Source organism: Pantoea sp. GABEPS69 (genome assembly GCF_045780835.1).
Lineage (GTDB): Bacteria > Pseudomonadota > Gammaproteobacteria > Enterobacterales > Enterobacteriaceae > Pantoea > Pantoea septica.
The window spans coordinates 1,449,557-1,468,048 of sequence record NZ_CP118618.1 but is presented as its reverse complement, the minus strand read 5'-3'; the positions used below and the strand labels follow the sequence as shown (position 1 = coordinate 1,468,048).

The 18,492-nt window shown below is 60.5% G+C and carries 19 protein-coding genes and 1 tRNA gene; 12 read left to right on the top strand and 8 right to left on the bottom strand.

Translation table 11 applies throughout. The features are described 5' to 3' along the window. Positions 1-63: 63 nt before the first annotated feature. Positions 64-537, bottom strand: coding sequence for an Lrp/AsnC family transcriptional regulator (locus tag PVE98_RS06965; protein ID WP_096073425.1), 474 nt, complete (start codon positions 535-537; stop codon positions 64-66). 215 nt (positions 538-752) lie between these two features. On the opposite strand from PVE98_RS06965, the gene PVE98_RS06960 reads away from it, so the two are divergent. The 3 genes from PVE98_RS06960 (at position 753) to PVE98_RS06950 (ending at position 1,767) form a co-directional block, all read left to right on the top strand. Further along, on the top strand, positions 753-1,055 hold the full coding sequence (locus PVE98_RS06960; protein WP_313620904.1) for a Dabb family protein: 303 nt from the start codon (positions 753-755) through the stop codon (positions 1,053-1,055). Between the two features lie 29 nt (positions 1,056-1,084). After that, positions 1,085-1,507 (top strand): DUF2000 domain-containing protein, encoded by a 423-nt coding sequence (locus tag PVE98_RS06955; RefSeq protein WP_033749990.1) that lies wholly within the window; start codon positions 1,085-1,087, stop codon positions 1,505-1,507. An 89-nt stretch (positions 1,508-1,596) separates the two neighbouring features. Then, positions 1,597-1,767 (top strand): hypothetical protein, encoded by a 171-nt coding sequence (locus PVE98_RS06950; RefSeq protein WP_187143648.1) that lies wholly within the window; start codon positions 1,597-1,599, stop codon positions 1,765-1,767. 496 nt (positions 1,768-2,263) lie between these two features. Here PVE98_RS06950 and PVE98_RS06945 read toward each other — a convergent pair whose 3' ends face one another. The 3 genes from PVE98_RS06945 to PVE98_RS06935 are packed head-to-tail and all read right to left on the bottom strand — an operon-like array spanning position 2,264 to position 4,855. Further along, entirely contained in the window at positions 2,264-2,911 is a 648-nt protein-coding gene (locus PVE98_RS06945; RefSeq protein ID WP_407568556.1) for a methionine ABC transporter permease, read from the bottom strand. Further along, the gene (locus PVE98_RS06940) at positions 2,892-4,010 is read right to left on the bottom strand and encodes a methionine ABC transporter ATP-binding protein (protein WP_096073427.1); all 1,119 of its coding nucleotides are present in this window, start codon (positions 4,008-4,010) and stop codon (positions 2,892-2,894) included. Before PVE98_RS06940 ends, PVE98_RS06945 begins: the two co-directional genes overlap by 20 nt. Positions 4,011-4,021: 11 nt before the next feature. Continuing rightward, the gene (locus PVE98_RS06935; RefSeq protein WP_096073428.1) at positions 4,022-4,855 is read right to left on the bottom strand and encodes a MetQ/NlpA family ABC transporter substrate-binding protein; all 834 of its coding nucleotides are present in this window, start codon (positions 4,853-4,855) and stop codon (positions 4,022-4,024) included. A 213-nt stretch (positions 4,856-5,068) separates the two neighbouring features. Here PVE98_RS06935 and PVE98_RS06930 point away from each other — a divergent pair, with 213 nt between their 5' ends. The 3 genes from PVE98_RS06930 to PVE98_RS06920 all read left to right on the top strand — a co-directional run bounded on the left by PVE98_RS06930 (position 5,069) and on the right by PVE98_RS06920 (position 8,013). Further along, positions 5,069-5,710: a TetR family transcriptional regulator gene (locus PVE98_RS06930; protein WP_033750734.1), complete on the top strand. Its 642-nt coding sequence runs from the start codon at positions 5,069-5,071 to the stop codon at positions 5,708-5,710. A 73-nt stretch (positions 5,711-5,783) separates the two neighbouring features. Further along, positions 5,784-7,166: a D-arabinono-1,4-lactone oxidase gene (locus PVE98_RS06925; protein WP_096073429.1), complete on the top strand. Its 1,383-nt coding sequence runs from the start codon at positions 5,784-5,786 to the stop codon at positions 7,164-7,166. Between the two features lie 19 nt (positions 7,167-7,185). Further along, a complete protein-coding gene (locus PVE98_RS06920; protein WP_096073430.1) occupies positions 7,186-8,013 on the top strand; it encodes a glycosyltransferase family 8 protein in 828 nt (275 codons plus the stop codon). A 37-nt stretch (positions 8,014-8,050) separates the two neighbouring features. Here PVE98_RS06920 and PVE98_RS06915 read toward each other — a convergent pair whose 3' ends face one another. Continuing rightward, complete coding sequence (locus PVE98_RS06915) at positions 8,051-9,172, bottom strand: Gfo/Idh/MocA family protein (RefSeq protein WP_096073431.1); 1,122 nt, start codon at positions 9,170-9,172, stop codon at positions 8,051-8,053. Positions 9,173-9,501: 329 nt separating this feature from the next. On the opposite strand from PVE98_RS06915, the gene PVE98_RS06910 reads away from it, so the two are divergent. Further along, a tRNA-Asn gene (locus PVE98_RS06910) sits at positions 9,502-9,577 on the top strand. A gap of 70 nt (positions 9,578-9,647) precedes the next feature. Here PVE98_RS06910 and PVE98_RS06905 read toward each other — a convergent pair. Next, positions 9,648-10,859, bottom strand: coding sequence for an MFS transporter (locus PVE98_RS06905; protein WP_096073432.1), 1,212 nt, complete (start codon positions 10,857-10,859; stop codon positions 9,648-9,650). Between the two features lie 201 nt (positions 10,860-11,060). Between PVE98_RS06905 and PVE98_RS06900 the strand changes: the two genes are divergently transcribed. Both PVE98_RS06900 and PVE98_RS06895 read left to right on the top strand, forming a co-directional pair. Then, a complete protein-coding gene (locus PVE98_RS06900; protein WP_033750028.1) occupies positions 11,061-11,603 on the top strand; it encodes a TetR/AcrR family transcriptional regulator in 543 nt (180 codons plus the stop codon). Between the two features lie 76 nt (positions 11,604-11,679). Next, positions 11,680-12,876 (top strand): MFS transporter, encoded by a 1,197-nt coding sequence (locus tag PVE98_RS06895; protein ID WP_096073433.1) that lies wholly within the window; start codon positions 11,680-11,682, stop codon positions 12,874-12,876. A gap of 42 nt (positions 12,877-12,918) precedes the next feature. Here the strand turns inward: PVE98_RS06895 and PVE98_RS06890 are convergent, their stop codons facing one another. Continuing rightward, positions 12,919-13,941, bottom strand: coding sequence for an LLM class flavin-dependent oxidoreductase (locus PVE98_RS06890; protein WP_096073434.1), 1,023 nt, complete (start codon positions 13,939-13,941; stop codon positions 12,919-12,921). A 210-nt stretch (positions 13,942-14,151) separates the two neighbouring features. Here PVE98_RS06890 and PVE98_RS06885 point away from each other — a divergent pair, with 210 nt between their 5' ends. Beyond that, positions 14,152-15,210, top strand: coding sequence for a fatty acid desaturase (locus tag PVE98_RS06885; RefSeq protein WP_033750038.1), 1,059 nt, complete (start codon positions 14,152-14,154; stop codon positions 15,208-15,210). Beyond that, on the top strand, positions 15,116-15,874 hold the full coding sequence (locus tag PVE98_RS06880) for a phosphate/phosphite/phosphonate ABC transporter substrate-binding protein (RefSeq protein ID WP_096073435.1): 759 nt from the start codon (positions 15,116-15,118) through the stop codon (positions 15,872-15,874). The genes PVE98_RS06885 and PVE98_RS06880 overlap by 95 nt, the downstream gene beginning before the upstream one ends. Positions 15,875-15,886: 12 nt before the next feature. Here the strand turns inward: PVE98_RS06880 and fusA are convergent, their stop codons facing one another. After that, positions 15,887-17,983: an elongation factor G gene (gene fusA / locus PVE98_RS06875; protein ID WP_096073436.1), complete on the bottom strand. Its 2,097-nt coding sequence runs from the start codon at positions 17,981-17,983 to the stop codon at positions 15,887-15,889. Positions 17,984-18,124: 141 nt separating this feature from the next. Between fusA and PVE98_RS06870 the strand changes: the two genes are divergently transcribed. Then, positions 18,125-18,430 (top strand): helix-turn-helix transcriptional regulator, encoded by a 306-nt coding sequence (locus tag PVE98_RS06870; RefSeq protein WP_033750046.1) that lies wholly within the window; start codon positions 18,125-18,127, stop codon positions 18,428-18,430. Positions 18,431-18,492: the final 62 nt, after the last annotated feature.

The following is an 18,492-nucleotide window of genomic DNA, read 5'->3' as shown; positions in this document are numbered from 1 at the left end:
GCTTTTGTTCGTCTGGATGCCTGATAAGCGTTACGTCTCTGCCTTACGCCGGCGGCTTACAGCTTACTCCGCTGTCTTCTTTATGGGATAAGTCACGAGAGGCTTGATCTCTTTAAGCACAAACATACTCTGCATCTCTTTAATTCCCGGCAGTCTGCGCACTACTGACATAGCGAAATCGGCATAGGAGTCGAGATCCGATGCCACCACCTGCAGCAGGAAATCGGCGTCCCCCCCGATGCTATAGCAGGCCACAACATCCTCCAGCGCGGTGACCTCTTCTTCAAACTTTCTCGCCTCCGCTTCACTATGGCTGTCGATAGCAACCCGAACGAAAACCATCACACCCAGCCCGATTTTTTTACGGTCAAGAACGGCGCGGTAGCCCTGAATCACTTCATCTTCCTCAAGCTTGCGCACTTTACGCCAGCAGGGAGACGCTGAAAGGTTTATCTTCTCCGCCAGTTCCTGATTCGTGACGCGCGCATCGTCCTGTAAAATTTTCAGGATATTCATATCTGTCAGGCTGAGGGCCATAGAAGGAAATTCCTTTCTCATTAAAAGCAATAAAGGGGAATTTTTACCGGACAATCCGCGTTGAGTAAATGATATAGGCAACAATTTCCTCTTTTGCTAATGCATAATACATTCAACTTTCTAATGATTTAAGGCAGCAGCACAAGGACAGAACTGACCCTATGTTAATGCACATCGTCATGTTTACGTTAAGGAACCCATGAAGCTGGTCATCTCTGGAAGCCATAGTTGCTGAAAGAGCCACGCGTGCTCACCCTCATCACATTGATGAAATTAAAGGATGGAGCTGCGGCAGTAATACCACTAAGCGCGATATTGCAGCGGATTTCGTGGTGATTGGCCTGTTTGAAAACCGATCGGATCTGAATGCCTATATTATCCACCCCGATCATCAGAACGGGCTAGCGAAATGGAAATATATTGCGGACTGGAAAGTTGTTGATATAGAGCTTCCCAGCGATTTCACGCTAAACAGTGGTTTGCTCTCAGTGTTAAATGAACTTCCCGTTTCCGGTTGAAATAATCCCTGTGCTATTGAGGATAAATGATGAAATTTGATGCAAGCCAACATCGCTGTACGATTATTATTGATAAAGATCTCCCCGCGGGCCTTGCTATGAATGCCGCAAGCGTTATAGGTATTAGTTTCGGCCGTACCGTTGAAAATCTTGTTGGACCTGATATGCAAAGCCTGGACGATATTAATTTTCCAGGCGTGATTTACGCACCGCTTCCGGTTTTGCTGGCGTCAGGTCACTCTTTGCGTGAAATACAGGTGAGTGCGGAAAGCGACGAGGAGATTTACGTGATGCCGTTTAGCGCCCTGGCACAGTCGTGCAAAACCTATGATGAATACGGGGAAAAAATTTCCTCGGTAAAAAGTGAAAACATTGAGCTGGTGGCTATTGGCATCATTGGTCCAAAAAAGAAAATCACCAAGCTGACCGGAAACCTCCCGCTCTATAAATAAATCACCACATATAAGAACATATCAGCAGCGATAGACTGCTGATTATTGTGCTGCACGCATAACGACTTTACCTAGCTAAGGATGACAACATGTATGCTATTTTCAAAGAAAAAATAATTGAACAGGCCAGAGAGGTCTATCATCAACACTGTGACTTTAATACAGGAAAATTCAGTACTGAACAGCTCTATATTCACCAGAGCAACCAACTGCGCGAGGTCGTCTGGATTTCAGCACCCCTGATGGAGGTGCATTGGTGAACAACGCCGCAATCAGCGCAATGTGACCGATCGTTACGGCGGCGGAGGCGGTGTAGCTTTGTTAACAGCAGCGTCCCGTCGCTGTCGATTGCCCTGACGCTGGCGAGAGGGATCATCTCATCGTAAAACCGTTTTTCATTGCCGGTGTTATATCCGGCGCAGCAGAACGCCTGTCCTCATTCCCGCAGAACCACTATTGCAGCAAGCACACTGGCGCGGTCACTTAGGTGTAAAGCAATAGCTATGAGTATGTTGTAACGAAATGGGCAAATTATACGTCTTTTAAGCAACTGGAAGGCACATTCCAGGCTTTCACTACTCAAAACTGCAACGGTTCAACGCACAGTGATTCAGGCCGCAAAACTTAGCCAGAGAGAGCGTAAGAGAACAAGGCAGGCCCGCCGTTCAGATAAGCGGCGGGAAGAGATAAGCAGAATACGGCGCAGTGACAGGTTCACGCTGTCGCGCTACCTTTACGGGAAAAAGCACAAGCGCGCTAGTGCCGTTTATCAATGCGCGCCACCAGCCGGTCGCCCAGCCACTGAATGCCGCACACCAGCACGATCAGCACCGCGATCACTGCCACCATTACCGCGGTATCGAAGCGCTGATAGCCGTAGCGAATCGCCAGGTCGCCCAGTCCGCCCGCGCCAATCGCACCCGCCATCGCCGACGCGCCGATCAGCGTCACCACGAAGCCGGCCAGAATGCCCGGCAGCGCTTCGGGGATGAGCACGTCCCAGACGATGCGCAGCTTGCTGGCGCCCATGGCGCGCACCGCGTCGATCAGACCGCGATCGACGTCGCGCAGCGACACCTCCGCCACGCGCGCAAAATAGGGCGTGGCGGTAATGGATAACGGCACGATCGCCGCCCAGGTGCCGAGCGAGGTGCCGACCAGAAAGCGGGTAAAGGGGATCAGCGCCACCAGCAGAATAATAAAAGGCAGCGAGCGGAAACCGTTGATAATCAGGCCGAGCACGCGGTTGACGCCGCGATGTTCGGCGATGCCGCCCGGGCTGGTCATCACCAGAATCAGGCCGAGCGGCAGTCCGGCGAGCAGCGAAAAAAGCCCGGAGATCGCCGTCATGATCAGCGTTTCCCATAGCGCATTGAGCAGCAGATCAATCATCACTGGCGACATAACCCACCTTTTCTACCTGAGCCTGCTGCTGCTGCAGCCAGGCGAGAACCCGTTGCTCATCGGCGCTGTTGCTGGCCGGAATGGCAATAAAGAAGCGCACCACCGCGTAGTGCTGAATATGGTCGACGCCGCCCTGAATCAGGCGAAACGCGCCGGGCAAGGCGCAGGCGAAACGCGTCAGCAGCTCGCCCTGCGCCTCCTGCCCGGCGAAGTGCACGTTGTAGATCACCTCGCCCTGTTTTTGCTGGCTCAGGCGCGCGGCGATGTTGTCGGGCAGCTGCGGCAGCAGCCCGCGCAGCAGCGTGCGCGTTAGCTGCGCCTGCGGATGCGCGAACACCTGCCACACCGGCCCCTGCTCGATAATCTCACCGGCGTCGATGACCGCCACGCGATGCGCCACTGACTTAATCACCTCCATCTCATGGGTGATCAGCAAAATAGTGATGCCGAGCCGCTGATTCAGCGATTTCAGCAGCGCGAGGATCGAACGCGTGGTTTCCGGATCGAGCGCCGAGGTCGCCTCGTCGCACAGCAGCAGCGCCGGGCTGGCCGCCAGCGCGCGGGCGATGCCGACGCGCTGCTTCTGGCCGCCCGAGAGCGCCGCCGGGTAGTGCTGCGCCTTATCGGACAGCCCCACCAGCTCCAGCAGTTCCGCGACGCGCCGGGCGCGCTGGGCTTTCGCCATGCCGGCAATCTTCAGCGGCAGCGCCACGTTCTGCGCCACGGTTTTCGCCGACAGCAGATTGAAGTGCTGAAACACCATGCCGACGCGGCTGCGGACTTTTTGCAGCTGCTTCTCCGACAGGCCGGTAATCCGCTGCCCCTCAATCTCAATTTCGCCCTCGTCAGGCTGCTCCAGCCCGTTAAGGCAGCGGATCAGCGTCGATTTACCCGCGCCGCTGCGGCCGATAATGCCGAGGATCTCGCCCCTGCGTACCCTGAGCGATACGCCCTTTAGCGCCTGGGTCGCGCCGAAGCGGCGCGACACCTTTTGCAGGCGCACCACGCTATCGCCGCTCGCGGCAATCTCCTCCGCCTCCTCGGCCACGCCGCGCACTACCGCGCTGAGCGGAGCGACTGTCTCTGAAAATACCGTCATGCTCGCTATCCTTACCAGGCGGTCAGGCCGGTGCCTTTGTAGACCTGATCAAACACCTTCTTCACCGCGTCGTTCTGGTAGGAGGCGACCAGGGTTTTTACCCAGGGCGCGTCGACGCTCTCTTTTTTCACCGCGATAAAGTTGTTGTAGGGGTTATCTTTCACCGGCTCCTGCGCAATGCGGTCTGCTGTGGTCAGGCCGCTTTTCAGCGCCCAGTCGGTATTTACCACCGCCGCGTCGAGATCGGGCACCGAGCGGCCGATAATGCCGGAGTCCAGCTCTTTGATCTCAATGTGGCGCGGGTTGTCGGTGATATCGGCCGTGGTGGCGGCGATACCTGCGCCTGCGCGCAGTTTGATCACGCCCTGCTGCTCAAGCAGCACCAGGCCGCGCGCCTCGTTGGAGGGATCGTTCGGCACGCCGATGACCGCGCCCTCTTTCAGATCGGCTGCGGATTTGACCTTTTTGGAGTATAGGCCGATCGGCCAGACGGCGGTGTCGCCGACGCGCACGATGTCGTAGTGGTTAACCTTAATCTGATTGTTGAGGAAGGGCTGATGCTGGAAGGCGTTCGCATCGACTTCACCGTTCTGCAGCGCCTCGTTCGGCTGGTTATAGTCGTTAAATACCACGGTTTTTACCGTTAGCCCTTTTGCCGCGGCCTGCTTCGCCACTTCGCGCCAGACATCTTCATCTTCGCCGCTCATAATGCCGACCTTGATTGCGGTTTTATCGGCGGCCCAGGCCGCTGAAATCGGCGCCAGCGCCGCGCCCGCCAGCAGCAGCAGCGCCGCTGTGGTGAGAGTAAAAAATTTATTTTTAGCCTGTACCGCGTAAGTGTGCATAAGGTGTTTCCTGAAAGTTATAATCGCGGGAGTCAAAGTTAACCGTCGCAACGACAGTTAGCCGCAGTATACGCAGTTGCTTATATCCACATTATGATTTTTACGGGAATGCTATTCCTGAAATGAATATAAACAGGCAGCCGTTCGCGTCGCCAGACCGATCCGACGGGCTGTGATACCATGCTGGCTGGATTTTCTTTGTTACTGAGCGCTATGTCGGACACCACACCAAAACGAAAAAACGACCCTGAAGGGCTGAAAAAACGCATTCTCGCCGGCGCCCTGACTACCTTCGCCGAGTTCGGCATGCAGGGCGCGCGTCTGGAGCAGATCGCCGAAAACGCGCAAACCACCAAACGCATGGTGGTTTATCACTTCGGCAACAAAGAGAAGCTCTATATTGAGGTGCTGGAGCAGGTCTACCAGGCGATCCGCCAGCATGAGACTGGCCTGAACCTGGCGGCGATGGAGCCGGAACTGGCGATGAGCAAGCTGGTGGAGGCCAGCTTCGACTACCACGTCTCTCACCCCGACTTTATGCGGCTGGTCTGCACTGAAAACCTGCTGCGCGGCCGCTATATCTCGCAGTCGCCGCGCATCAAGGCGCTGAACCGCAGCGCGCTCGACGTGCTGGACGATATTCTGGCGCGCGGCCAGCAGCAGGGCGTGTTTATTCGCGAGGTCGAAACCATCGACGTGCACCGCCTGATCAGCAGTATCTGCGTGCATCACGTCTCTAACCGCTACACCTTCAACGCCCTTTTTAGCCCCGACAACAGCGAAGAGGAGAGCGTCCGCCGCAATCGCCAGCTGGCGGTAACGGCAACGCTGCGCTACATCCGTAAAACGGGTTAAGGGAAGCGACAACGCTGTGATGGGCTACGCTTAACTGACGCCAATTTACCGATCTCAACACAGGAACGCAGTCGTGAGCAGAGACGCCGAACGTTATCCTCTACGCAACACCACCCTCAGCGCCGAAGACGACGCGCTATGGAACTGGGCGCAAAACGCCCGGGTTGGCAGCCGCCAGCAGTTACACCAACCGCGCAGCGAGGCGGAGTTACAGCAGCTGCTGCGCAATACCCAGGGCCGCGTGCGCGTGGTCGGCAGCCGCCTGTCGCCGGGCCGCATGCTGAATGTCGAAGAGGATGACCTGCTGGTGGATATCAGCGCCCTTTCCGGCCTGCTGGCGCAGGATGAGCAGAGCGTCACCGTCGGCGCGGGCACCACGCTCAACGATCTCTATATTCAGCTTACCGCGCTGGACCGCATGCTGGCCGCCTCGCCCGGCGTGATTGCGGTACAGAAGTTGGCGGGCGCGATGGCGACCGGCACCCACGGCCAGGGCCTGCAACAAAGCTCGCTGGCGGACGAAGCGCTGCGCATTCGTATGGTGCTGGCCGACGGATCGATCCGCGAGTTTACGCGCGGCGAGCCGGACTTTCCCGCCGCGCAGGTGACGCTCGGCGCGCTCGGCATCGTTACCGCCGTCACGCTGCGCACTCAGCCCTTCCGCATTTACACCTGCCATAAAAACGCCGTGTCGGCGGATAATCTTGAGCAGGATCTGCTGCGCTGGAACAGCGAGTACGCGCTGAGCAAAGCCTGGTGGTTTGTCGACGATAATCTGATGCACGTCTGGAACGCGAACGAAGCGAGCGCGCAGGAAACCGCCGAGTGGCAGGCTAACGGCCGCCAGGTAGTGAAGCACGCCGACCAGGGCGACGACAGCCTGAACAGCACTATCGACCAGACGCTGGAGCAGATGCATCGCGACACGCAGATCCACGGCAAAGGCGGGAAACAGTTCCGCACCGTGACGCGCTTTCGCGACTTTACCGACGTTACCGGCGACATCTATCAGCTGTTCTGCCGCGGCATTGCGGTACCGCAGATTAACGTCGAAATCGGCGTTCCCCTTTCGCGTACCCCTGCCGTTATCAGCAAAATCAAACGCTGGTATGCCGCAGACCGGCCGCATATGCACTACCCGATCATCCTGCGCTGTACCGGCGCATCGGAAGCCTGGCTCAGCCCGGCCTACGGCGAGCCGACCTGCTTCTTCGGCTTTGTGGTCTATTACGCCGACGACGGTTCGCTGTCGCAGGATGGCCTGCACTTTCTTACCGAGGTAGAGAAGCTGCTGGCGGAAGAAGGCGGACGCCCGCACTGGGGCAAATATTACGATGCCGGACGCTACGCCTGGCGCGACGTTTACCCGCACTGGGACGACTTCCGCACGCTGTGCCGCGAACTGGATCCGCAGCGCCGCTTCAGCAACGATTATCTGACCGCGCTTTTTGACTGACTTTTACAGGGAGAGAACCATGTTTGCATGGGTTACGCTGCTGACGCAGTCCGATTATCTGGTGGGCGTTAAGGCGCTGCACCGTTCGCTAAAGCAGAGCGGCACGCGCTGGCCGCTGGTGGTGATGACCACCGATGCGATCCCGCAGGCGGATTGCGCAGCGTTACAGGCAGAGGGCTGCGTAGTGCAGCCGGTCGATCCGATCTATCCCAACAGCGCGCTGGAACAGCACTACGCCTCGGCGCAGTTCGGCGAAGTCTGGACCAAGCTGCGCGCCTGGCAGCTGACCGACTACGCACGGGTGGTGTTCCTCGATGCCGATATGCTGGTGCTGCAAAATATGGATGAGCTGTTTACGCTCGATCTCGGCGACAACCTGCTGGCGGCCTGTCACGCCTGCCGCTGCAACCCTAACCAGATCGCCTCTTATCCCGCCAGCTGGCAGCCGGAAAACTGTCACTATACCTGGCAGGATCGCGGCGAGCCTGCGCCTGTTCTGCTGGATAACTACCTTAACGGCGGTTTTCTGGTGCTCACGCCGGACAGTGAGGTCTTCGAACAGCTGGCGGACCGCGTTGCCGCGATTGTGGACCTGAAAGCTTATCCCTTCTCGGAACAGGATTTGCTGAACGAGGCGTTTCACGGACGCTGGCTGCCGCTCTCCTATATCTACAACGCGCTGAAAACCCTGCCGTTTCAGCACAGCCGGATGTGGAAAGAGAGCGAGGTGAAGAACCTGCACTTTATTCTGGCGAAGCCGTGGAAGCGCGATTTGCAACAGCCAGAGAGCGAACGCGACCGCTACTATGCGCTGGATAAACTGTGGTGGGAGAAAGCCGCAGGTTAATGATTGGGCGCGCGGCTACAGGCCGCGCGCTGCTCCGCTAAACCGCCTGCCAGCGCCGCTCGGCGGCGGAGACCGCAATCGCCTCCAGCACCTTCTGCACCTGCAAGCCTTCGGCAAAATCGGGCCACAGACGATCGCCCGCCGCGATGCCGTTAACCAGGTCGCGAATTTCCACCGTTTTCTGATCGTTAAAACCGATGCCGTGCCCGGCCGAGACGCAGAAGTTGGCGTAGTCGGGATGCGCCGGACCGGTCAGAATGGTTTTAAAACCCTGACGCCCCGCCGGTTCATCATGCAGATAGAGCTCCAGCTCCGCCATGCGCTCCTGGCTGTAGCGCAGCGTACCTTTGGTGCCGGTGACGACATAGGTCAGTCCCATTTTGCTGCCGCAGGCGATGCGCGAGGTTTCAATCACGCCGTGCGCGCCGTTGCGAAAGCGCAGCAGCGCACTCGCCTGATCTTCATTCTCTACCGGCAACTGGCGGCTGGGATCTTTCGCGTCGGGACGCGTTTTGATCACCGTCATCATGTCGCCGCTCACCTCTTCGATGTCGCCCACCAGATAGTGCGCCATGTTGACGATATGCGCCGCCAGATCGCCCAGCGCGCCGAGGCCCGCCAGCGCTTTCTGGCAGTGCCAGTCGAGCGGCGTCTCCGGCTTCGCCAGATAATCTTCGTTGTGGGTGCCGTAGAAATGCACCACCTCGCCGATCTCGCCGCGCGCGATAATCTCTTTTGCCAGCTGGCTGGTGGGGTTCTTCATATAGTTAAAGCCCACCAGAGTTTTCACCCCGGCTGCCTGGGCCGCCTGCACCATCTCCTCTGCGTCGGCCACCGAGAGCGACAGCGGCTTTTCCGAATAGACATGCTTGCCGTGGCGAATCGCCTCCAGCGCCATCTCTTTATGCAGGAAGTTGGGCGCGCAGATATCCACCACGTCAATCGCCGGGTCGCGCACCAGCTCGCGCCAGTCGCCGGTTGAACGCGCAAAGCCAAAGGCGGCCGCCTGCTTCTCCGCCAGCACAGAATTGACCTCCGCCAGCATCTCGCGCACGATTTCGCCCTTTAGCGGAAAAACCGTCGGCGCCTGTGCGTAGGCGATAGCGTGGCAGCGTCCGATATAGCCGCTGCCGATCATGCCGATTCTGACTCTGTTCATCGACTGCCCTCTTGTTTCATAATTGATTTTTTACGGAATATACGTTTCGAAATAAACCCAGGCAAATGGCAGAGAGGAGAAGTGTGAGCCGCTTTGAAATCTTTATCTTAAGGGAGCATCCGGTAGATTCAGGTAGAGTGAAGCACATGCCGCAACAGGCTGTTTTTTTCATTCGTCATTTTGGGGAAAAATAATTTTCATTTGTCAGGCGTGAGCTTTTTTACCGGCGCATCGGCCTGTGGCGTTTATTTCAGCAGTTGAACGTTTTTGTGAAAAAGGGCTTTGACATGGCCGATGCGGGTCGATAATATGCGCCCCGTTCAAGCGATTCCTCTGTAGTTCAGTCGGTAGAACGGCGGACTGTTAATCCGTATGTCACTGGTTCGAGTCCAGTCAGAGGAGCCATATTTAGAGAAGCCCGCTCAGGGAAACCTGAGCGGGCTTTTTGCATTTATCGTCCCGACAGCCCGCCTCGCTACTCAGCCTGCCGCAGCTTTCTGATCCCCGGCACCAGACAGGCCGCCAGCGTCGCCGCCAGCACCGCCGCAGCGCAGCTCAGCAGCACCGTCTGGTTGCCGAAGCGCATCGCCAGCGGCCCGGCGGCCAGCTCGCCCAGCGGAATGGTGATAAAGGACCCCATCGCGTCGTAAGCGTATACCCGCGCCAGCCGATCGCGCGGAATATGGGTTTGCAGCGCCTGCGCCCAGATGACACCGAACTGGCCGAACCCCATTCCGGCGATGCAGAATGCCCCCATCAGCCAGCCAGCCGACGCGCCGCCCGCCAGCAGCAGCATGGGAAAAGCACAGAGCGCTACCAGCATCACGCCGGTAAACATGGCGCGGCGCGGACGCCAGCGCAGCGCGATGCCGGAGCCGATAATCAGCCCGACGCTTTGCGCCGCGATCATCACGCCCCAGCGGGCGCGGCCAAAGGCGCCGTCAGCGATAACCGGTCCCAGCACCATCACCATGCCGGTAAAAGCGGCGTTAACCACGGCGAACTGCGCCACCACCGCCCAGACCCAGCTGCGGGCGGTGAATTCTCGCCAGCCGTCGCGCAGATCCTGCCAGAGCGACGCGGCAGATACCGCCGCCTGCGAGCCGGTGCGCACCGCGTAATAGAGCGGCGCGGCCAGCGCGAAGCCCAGCGCATCCACCGCCAGCCCCCAGCCAGCGCCCAGCGAGCTGGTAAGTATGCCGCCCAGCGAGGCGCCGATAATGGTGCCGCCATAAACCCCTGACTGAATAAAGGCGTTCGCCTGGCGCAGCCTTGGCGCCGGCACGGTTTGCGGCACCAGCGCCGATGAGGCGGGCAGCGCGATGCCTGCGGCCGCGCCGTTAACGGCGCTCAGCATCGCCAGGGTGATCAGGGTGGCGGCCTGCTCGAGCACCAGCCACGCGACGCAGCTCTGAGAGAGCGCGGCAACAAGCGACGAGAGCAGCAGCACCCGATTACGCGAGTAGCGATCCGCCAGCACGCCGCCAAACAGCAGAAAGAGGACGTTGAACAGCGAGCGAGCGGCGACCACAACGCCGAGGTCGGCGGCGGACCCGCCCATGTCGAGCACCGCAAAGGCGAGCGCCACCGGCGCGACGCTGTTGCCCAGCACCGTCAGCGTGCGGGCGAAAAAGAGATGGCGGAACGGCGCGTAGTGAAAGGCGTGACGCGGGGTGTTACTCTTCACGGCTGCGCTCCCTGCTGCCGACCTTGATCCTTATGCAGCTGATAGTGCCTCCCTGCCGCTGGCTGCCGTCGATATCGTATAGGGCGAAATCATAACCGGAGTGGCGCGTGCTGCCCAGCCGAATCCCGCCCGCGCCGCATGCTTTGTCGCCGCCGAGCGGTTATCCTTACCCTGTTTACGTCAGAGAAATGAGAGCAGTTGATGGCCGTTACACGGGATATTAAAACCGACATTCTGGACGCGACGCTGACGGTGATAATCAACGAAGGCGTGCGCGGCACCACCTATCGACGGGTAGCCGATCAGGCGGGCCTGTCGCCCGGCACCCTCACCTATCACTTTCCGCAAACCGATCTGCTGCTGATGGGCGCCTTCAGCTATATGGTCGATACCATCTCCCAGGCGTTCCGCCAGCGCATGCAGAGCGCGACCGAATGCGCGGACGCCTGCGAAGCGGTAGTGGATTTGATCTGCGGCGACGTCTGGGCCAGCCAGCGTCATCTGATCCTGAGTTTCGAGCTTTACTCGCTGGCGGCGCGCAAAGAGGCGTTTCGCCAGCTGCTGCAGCTGTGGATGTCGCGCAGCCGGGCATCGCTGCACCTCTGCTTTCCTATGGAGACCGCCTGCGCGCTGGATGCGCTGATTGAGGGCTTAACCATCCATAACCTGCTCAACGACGCGCCGATGAGCCGCGACGCCATTCTGCGCGCGGTGCGAAAAATAGCGGACCCGATTCGAGAATAATATTTCACCTGTTCGCTCGCGCCGCGCCATTTTTGTATTATTCTCTCGTACATCCGTACGACAAACAGGAGTCGTGATGACGCCTCAACAACAGGCTCGCGGCAAGTGGGCCATTTTCGGTCTGATGTTTATTCCCGGCTTTACCTGGGCTTCCTGGGTCAGCCGCACGCCCTTTATGCGCGATACGCTCGACGCCTCAACCGAACTGATGGGCATGATTCTGTTCGGCTTCTCCTGCGGATCGATGCTCGGCGTGCTGCTGGCCGGCAAGCTGATCGCCCAGCTCGGCACGCAGCGGGTGATGCGCTACGGCATGGTAGTGCTGCTGATCGGGCTGGTGCTGATGGCGCTCAGCCTGACGATAGCGAGCGCGCTGGGCGTCTTTGCCAGCCTGACGCTGCTGGGGGGCGGCACGGCGCTGATGGATGTGGTGATCAACGTCGAGGGCGCCGCGTTCGAACGGGCGCTGGGCCGCTCTGTCATGACCATTATTCACGGCTTTTTCAGCCTCGGCACGCTGGCGGGCGCGCTGGCCGGGCTGGCGATGACCGCCGCGGATATCAGCACCAGCCTTCATTTTGCCGCCGTGCTGCTGGCGGATGTGCTGATCGCCGCCGTGGCGCTGCGCCACCTGCCAGCGACCAGCGATGGCGAACGCAGCGAACAGACGCACAGCGGCGGCTTTATCGCGCAGGTACGCCATGAGCTGCGCGATCGCCAGCTGCTGATCCTCGGCGTGGTGATCCTGGCGATGGCGCTGGCGGAAGGCTCCGCCAACGACTGGCTGCCGCTGCTGATGATCGATGGCCATAACCTGAGCCACACGCAGGGCACGCTGGTCTATGCCGGTTTCACCGCGGGCATGACGCTGGGCCGTTTCCTCGGCGGCTATGTGGTCGATCGCATCGGCCGCGTCTGGATGCTGCGCGTCAGCGCCTTCTCCGCCGCGTTCGGCCTGATGCTGGTGATCTTCTCCGATAATTCATGGCTGGCTGCGGCCGCCGTGCTCTTCTGGGGCATCGGCGCGGCGCTCGGTTTTCCGCTCACGGTCTCCGCGGCAGGCGACGGCAACAACAGCGCGATTCGCGTCACCATCGCGGCGACCCTCGGCTATCTGGCCTTTCTGGTGGGACCGCCGGGACTCGGCTTTATCGGCGAGCATGCCGGGCTGCGCATGGCGATGCTGCCGGTGCTGGCGCTGGTGGTGATTGCCCTGTTCTGCGCCGGGGCGGCGGGCAGCCGCAAGCTGGAAAAAGCGCAACAGACGAGTTAATCCATGCAAAAAAAACGGCGGCCTCGGCCGCCGTTTTCACGCTTAGCGCCAGCCTAACTCCGGCGCGACATATTTTAGAATCGCTTCAATCACGTGCACGTTGTAGTCGACGCCGAGCTGGTTCGGCACCGTCAGCAACAGCGTGTCCGCTTCGGCAATCGCTTCATCCTGCGCCAGCTGCTTGATCAGCGCTTCCGGCTCCGCCGCGTAGCTGCGGCCGAAAATAGCGCGCGTTTTCTCGTCGAGGAAGCCGACGGAATCCTGCTCCTGGCCGCTGCGGCCGAAGTAGGCGCGGTCCATATCGTTCACCAGCGCAAAGATGCTGCGGCTGACCGATACGCGCGGCTCGCGCTTGTGCCCCGCCGCCTTCCAGGCTTCGCGATAGGCGCGGATCTGTTTCGCCTGCTGAACGTGGAACGGCTCGCCGGTTTCGTCATCCTTCAGGGTAGAGCTTTGCAGGTTCATGCCCATTTTCGCCGCCCACTCGGCGGTGGCGTTGGAGCCGGAACCCCACCAGATGCGCTCGCGCAGTCCTTCCGAGAAAGGCTCAAGGCGCAGCAGGCCCGGCGGGTTCGGGAACATCGGCTGCGGATTCGGTTTGGCGAAACCTTCGCCGCGCAGCACCTCTAAAAAGGCTTCCGTATGGCGACGGCCCATATCGGCGTCGGTTTCGCCCTCCTGCGGCGCATAGCCGAAGTAGCGATAGCCTTCCACCACCTGCTCCGGCGAGCCGCGGCTAATGCCGAGCTGCAGACGGCCGTTGGCGATCAGGTCCGCCGCGCCGGCGTCTTCCGCCATATAGAGCGGGTTTTCGTAGCGCATATCAATCACGCCGGTGCCAATTTCGATTTTGCTGGTGCGCGCGCCGACCGCCGCCAGCAGCGGGAACGGCGAGCTGAGCTGACGCGCGAAGTGGTGCACGCGGAAGTAAGCGCCGTCCGCGCCCAGCTCTTCAGCGGCGACCGCCAGATCGATGGACTGCAGCAGCACGTCCTGCGCAGAGCGGGTGGCGGACTGTGAAGAGGGCGTCCAGTGGCCGAAGGATAAGAAGCCAATATTTTTCATAATTCAGTTCCTTTCGCGGGCAGGTTTCGCCCCTGCGTGAGAGATAAGATTCGATGGGCAAAGGTTACGTCAGCCGTGTCCGCACTGATAGCCAATAGTTTTCAACCGCATCATCAAGTTTTTCGACATAAGTAAGTCACTCAGGATCTTTCTCTTTTTGTCCGCCTTCGCGCATGTTGTGCTGAATTTGGTCACCTGCGGCAGGTTGCTATGACAAGAGGCTCATCCGACTATCTTCACGCGCAGCAGCGCGCGCAAATCCGGCAGTGGAAACAAAGCTGGCTGTGGCGCAGCGAGCTGCCCACCTGGCTGCTGATGGCGACGATCTACAGCGGCTGGTTCGCCACGCTGGCGTACTGGCAAACACTGGGCCTGTGGCCCGCCACGGGTGTGCTGATCCTGTTTACCAGCTGGTATCTGTCGCTGCAGCATGAGCTGATCCACGGCCACCCGACGCGCTTTCCACGCCTGAACCAGCTGTTTGGCACGCTGCCGCTGGCGGTCTGGTATCCCTTCGGGCTTTACCGCGATTCGCATCTGGCGCACCACCGCAACCACAGCCTGACCGATCCCGACGACGATCCCGAAACCTGGTATCTGTCACCGGCGCGCTGGGCGCGGCTGCGGCCCTGGCAGCGCCGGGCGATCCACCTGCGCAATACCTTTCCCGGCCGGTTGCTGCTGGGGCCGCTGCTGGATATTTACGCGGCGCTTCAGTCGCTGCTGCTGGCGATCTGCCGTGTTGACGGGCGCGCAATCGCCATGTGGATCGTGCATCTGGCGCTGCTGGCCGTGCTGTTCGCCTGGATGGCGCGCCAGGGCTTCTCGCCGCTCTGGTTTACGCTGGCGGTAAGCTACCCCGCGCTGATGCTGACCAAAGTGCGCTCTTTCTATGAACACCGCGCTGCTGCCGATCCGCTGGCGCGCTCGGTCAACAACGAAGCGGGCTGGGCGTGGCGGCTGTTGTTTCTTAATCTCAACTATCACGCGGTGCATCACGACCTGCCAGGCCTGCCGTGGTATGGTCTGCGCAGGGTCTATCTGCTGTGGCGCGACGATTATCACCAGCGCAACCGCGGCTTTCGCGCGGCAGGCTACGGCGAATGGATCAGGGATTACACCACCACGCCCGTTAACGTTAACGCCCATCCGGGCTGGCAACAGGATCTCTCGCATGAAACGGCTTTCGCTACCGATGTACGACATCCATCGTCCGCACACCCAGGCGCTGACCGCCAGGCTGGCACAGCCGTTACGGGCGGATGTTGAATGGCCGGAGGATCTGCTGGCGCACTGGCGCGCCGACGATCTGCTGCTGAGCCAGACCTGCGGCTATCCGCTGATGACGCAGCTGCCAGACGTGCAGCTGGTCGGCGCATTTGAACTCAGCGCACCGGGCTGTCGCGGCGCGCGCTACCGCAGCTGGCTGGTGGCGCGCGAAGAAGATGAAAACAGCGCGCTGGTAGATTTTCGCGGCCGCCGCGCGGTGGCCAACAGCGTCGATTCCCACTCCGGCTATAACGCGCTGCGCTACCTGATTGCGCCGCTGGCGCAGCAGGGCCGCTTCTTTAGCGCGACCCGTTTCAGCGGCAGCCACCGCCAGTCGCTGGCGCATTTGCGCGCCGGGAAAGCGGATATTGCGGCGATTGACTGTTTGACATGGGCGCTGCTGCGGCGACACGCCGCACACGAGCTGGCGGGGCTGGCGATCGTCGGCGAAACGCCGCTCTGTCCCGCTCCGCCGCTGATTACGTCCGCGCAGACGGATGAGGAGACGCTGACGACGCTGCGCCGCGTACTGACGCAGTTTGTCGAGGAGAAGGCGGCGCGCGCCAGCTTTATTACCGGTTTTACCGTGCCGGAGCGCGCCGCGTATCAGGAGATAATGCGCTGGGAGTCGCAGGCCGCCGCGCTCGGCGTGACGGCCCTGTAACGCGCCCCGCGCTTAGTGACGCGCGGCGACCACCGCGTCCGCCACCTGACGCGGCGCATGCGCGTAGTGGGCGAACTCCATGCTGTAGGTGGCACGCCCCTGCGTCAGCGAACGCAGCGCCGTGGAGTAGCCGAACATCTCCGCCAGCGGCACTTCGGCGCGGATAATGCGACCGCCAAAGTGCTCATCCATGCCCTGTACCTGTCCGCGACGCGACGAGAGATCGCCCATAATGCCGCCCGCATACTCTTCCGGCGTTTCGACCTCTACCTTCATCACCGGCTCCAGCAGCACCGGATCGGCCAGCTTCGCGGCGGCGCGGAAGCCGAGAATGGCCGCCATGCGGAACGCCATCTCCGAGGAGTCGACGTCGTGATAGGAGCCGAAGGTCAGCGTCGCCTTCAGGTCGACGATCGGGTAGCCGGCAATCACGCCGCTGTTCAGCGCCTCGCGGATGCCCTTCTCCACTGACGGTATATATTCGCGCGGCACCACGCCGCCCTTGGTGGCGTCTTCGAACACAAAGCCGCCGCCCGGCTCCAGCGGTTCCAGCGTCAGCACCACGTGGCCATATTGCCCTTTACCGCCGGACTGGCGCACAAACTTGCCCTCGACGTCGCGCGCCGCCTTGCGCAGCGTTTCGCGGTAGGTCACCTGCGGACGGCCGATATTCGCCTCGACGCCGAACTCGCGCTTCAGGCGGTCGACGATGATCTCCAGATGCAGCTCGCCCATGCCGGAGATAATCGCCTGGCCGGACTCCTCGTCGGTGTGCAGCCGGAACGAGGGATCTTCCGCCGCCAGCCGCTGTAAGGCCAGGCTCATCTTCTCCTGATCGCCTTTGGTTTTCGGCTCGATCGACAGCGAAATCACCGGTTCCGGGAACTCCATGCGCTCCAGCGTGATGATGGCGTGGGGATCGCACAGCGTTTCGCCGGTGGTGACCTCTTTCAGCCCGACGCAGGCGGCGATATCCCCGGCGCGGATCTCCTCTATTTCATGGCGCGCGTTGGCGTGCATCTGCACGATGCGGCCGATACGCTCTTTTTTGCCCTTGACCGCGTTCCAGACGCTGTCGCCTTTGCGCAGCACGCCGGAATAGACGCGCACAAAGGTCAGCTGGCCGACGAAGGGATCGCTCATCAGCTTGAACGCCAGCGCCGAGAAAGGCTCGTCATCGCCCGGATGCCGCTCCGCCTCGTTGCCGTTCTCATCCACGCCTTTGATCGCCGGAATATCGGCCGGTGACGGCATCAGCTCGACCACCGCATCCAGCATGCGCTGCACCCCTTTGTTTTTGAAGGCGCTGCCGCACAGCATCGGCTGGATCTCGTTGCGCAGCGTGCGCTGCCGCAGGCCGGCGATAATCTGGTCATGCACCAGATCGCCGCTCTCCAGCCAGGCTTCCATTAGCTCATCGCTCGCTTCGGCCGCCGCCGAGACCATTTTTTCGCGCCAGGCATTCGCCTCGTCCAGCAGCGCGTCGGGGATTGGCGCGTAGCTAAAGGTCATGCCCTGCGACGCCTCGTCCCAGTAAATCGCCTGCATTTTCAGCAGATCGACCACGCCGCTGAAGTGCTCCTCCGCGCCGATGGGGATAACGATCGGCACCGGATTGGCGCTGAGGCGATCTTTCATCATTTGCACCACGCGGAAGAAATCCGCGCCCTGGCGATCCATTTTGTTGACGAACGCCAGTCGCGGCACGTGATATTTATTCGCCTGTCGCCACACCGTTTCCGACTGCGGCTGCACGCCGCCGACGGCGTCATACACCATTACCGCGCCGTCCAGCACGCGCATCGACCGCTCGACTTCGATGGTGAAATCGACGTGGCCGGGCGTGTCGATAATATTGATGCGGTGCGGCGCGAAGCTGCCGTCCATGCCGGGCCAGAAGCAGCTCACCGCCGCCGAGGTAATGGTGATGCCGCGCTCCTGCTCCTGCGCCATCCAGTCGGTCGTTGCGGCGCCATCGTGCACTTCACCCAGCTTGTGGCTCATTCCGGTGTAAAACAGGATGCGCTCGGTCGTGGTGGTTTTACCGGCATCGATATGCGCGGAGATGCCGATGTTGCGGTAACGCTCAACGGGAAGTGTTCGGGGCATGATGCGTCCTTAGTCGGTTGACTTGTGGCGCGGCGCGCAGGATTGCGCGCCGTCGAAAAGCAGCTTACGCTCACTGTACGACTAAATGCGAACAGTTTGAGCTATAATTGCGCAATTGATAGATCGTAGAACAGGAATACCATGCTGGAAAATCATCCGCAGCCGCACGAGATAAAACTGGAGAACGTGCTGTTTGCGCTCGGCAATCCGATTCGCCTCGCCATTCTCCAGACGCTGGCGCAGCACGGCGAGCAGAGCTGCAACGCGCTGCGCGGCGAGATCGCCAAATCGACCATGACGCATCACTGGCGCGTGCTGCGCGACAGCGGCGTGATTTGGCAGCGGCCCGTCGGGCGGGAAAATCTGATTTCGCTGCGCCGCGACTGCCTGGATCAGCGCTTTCCCGGCCTGCTCCCCGCCCTGCTGGCGGCGATAGCGCGGCGCTGAGCAACGCGACGCTGGCAACCGCCGCCGTCAGGTTTTAAGGTAAGAGCCTCAACGGCTAAGGG

What these genes read in the sequence shown, in the direction of transcription:
- PVE98_RS06920 (WP_096073430.1), top strand. Translation starts at nt 7,186, where the DNA reads ATGTTTGCATGGGTTACGCTGCTGACGCAGTCCGATTATCTGGTGGGC.
- PVE98_RS06870 (WP_033750046.1), top strand. Translation starts at nt 18,125, where the DNA reads ATGCTGGAAAATCATCCGCAGCCGCACGAGATAAAACTGGAGAACGTG.
- fusA (WP_096073436.1), bottom strand. Translation starts at nt 17,983, where the DNA reads ATGCCCCGAACACTTCCCGTTGAGCGTTACCGCAACATCGGCATCTCC.
- PVE98_RS06935 (WP_096073428.1), bottom strand. Translation starts at nt 4,855, where the DNA reads ATGCACACTTACGCGGTACAGGCTAAAAATAAATTTTTTACTCTCACC.
- PVE98_RS06880 (WP_096073435.1), top strand. Translation starts at nt 15,116, where the DNA reads ATGAAACGGCTTTCGCTACCGATGTACGACATCCATCGTCCGCACACC.
- PVE98_RS06950 (WP_187143648.1), top strand. Translation starts at nt 1,597, where the DNA reads ATGTATGCTATTTTCAAAGAAAAAATAATTGAACAGGCCAGAGAGGTC.
- PVE98_RS06955 (WP_033749990.1), top strand. Translation starts at nt 1,085, where the DNA reads ATGAAATTTGATGCAAGCCAACATCGCTGTACGATTATTATTGATAAA.
- PVE98_RS06900 (WP_033750028.1), top strand. Translation starts at nt 11,061, where the DNA reads ATGGCCGTTACACGGGATATTAAAACCGACATTCTGGACGCGACGCTG.
- PVE98_RS06895 (WP_096073433.1), top strand. Translation starts at nt 11,680, where the DNA reads ATGACGCCTCAACAACAGGCTCGCGGCAAGTGGGCCATTTTCGGTCTG.
- PVE98_RS06945 (WP_407568556.1), bottom strand. Translation starts at nt 2,911, where the DNA reads ATGTCGCCAGTGATGATTGATCTGCTGCTCAATGCGCTATGGGAAACG.
- PVE98_RS06885 (WP_033750038.1), top strand. Translation starts at nt 14,152, where the DNA reads ATGACAAGAGGCTCATCCGACTATCTTCACGCGCAGCAGCGCGCGCAA.
- PVE98_RS06965 (WP_096073425.1), bottom strand. Translation starts at nt 537, where the DNA reads ATGGCCCTCAGCCTGACAGATATGAATATCCTGAAAATTTTACAGGAC.
- PVE98_RS06890 (WP_096073434.1), bottom strand. Translation starts at nt 13,941, where the DNA reads ATGAAAAATATTGGCTTCTTATCCTTCGGCCACTGGACGCCCTCTTCA.
- PVE98_RS06930 (WP_033750734.1), top strand. Translation starts at nt 5,069, where the DNA reads ATGTCGGACACCACACCAAAACGAAAAAACGACCCTGAAGGGCTGAAA.
- PVE98_RS06915 (WP_096073431.1), bottom strand. Translation starts at nt 9,172, where the DNA reads ATGAACAGAGTCAGAATCGGCATGATCGGCAGCGGCTATATCGGACGC.
- PVE98_RS06940 (WP_096073427.1), bottom strand. Translation starts at nt 4,010, where the DNA reads ATGACGGTATTTTCAGAGACAGTCGCTCCGCTCAGCGCGGTAGTGCGC.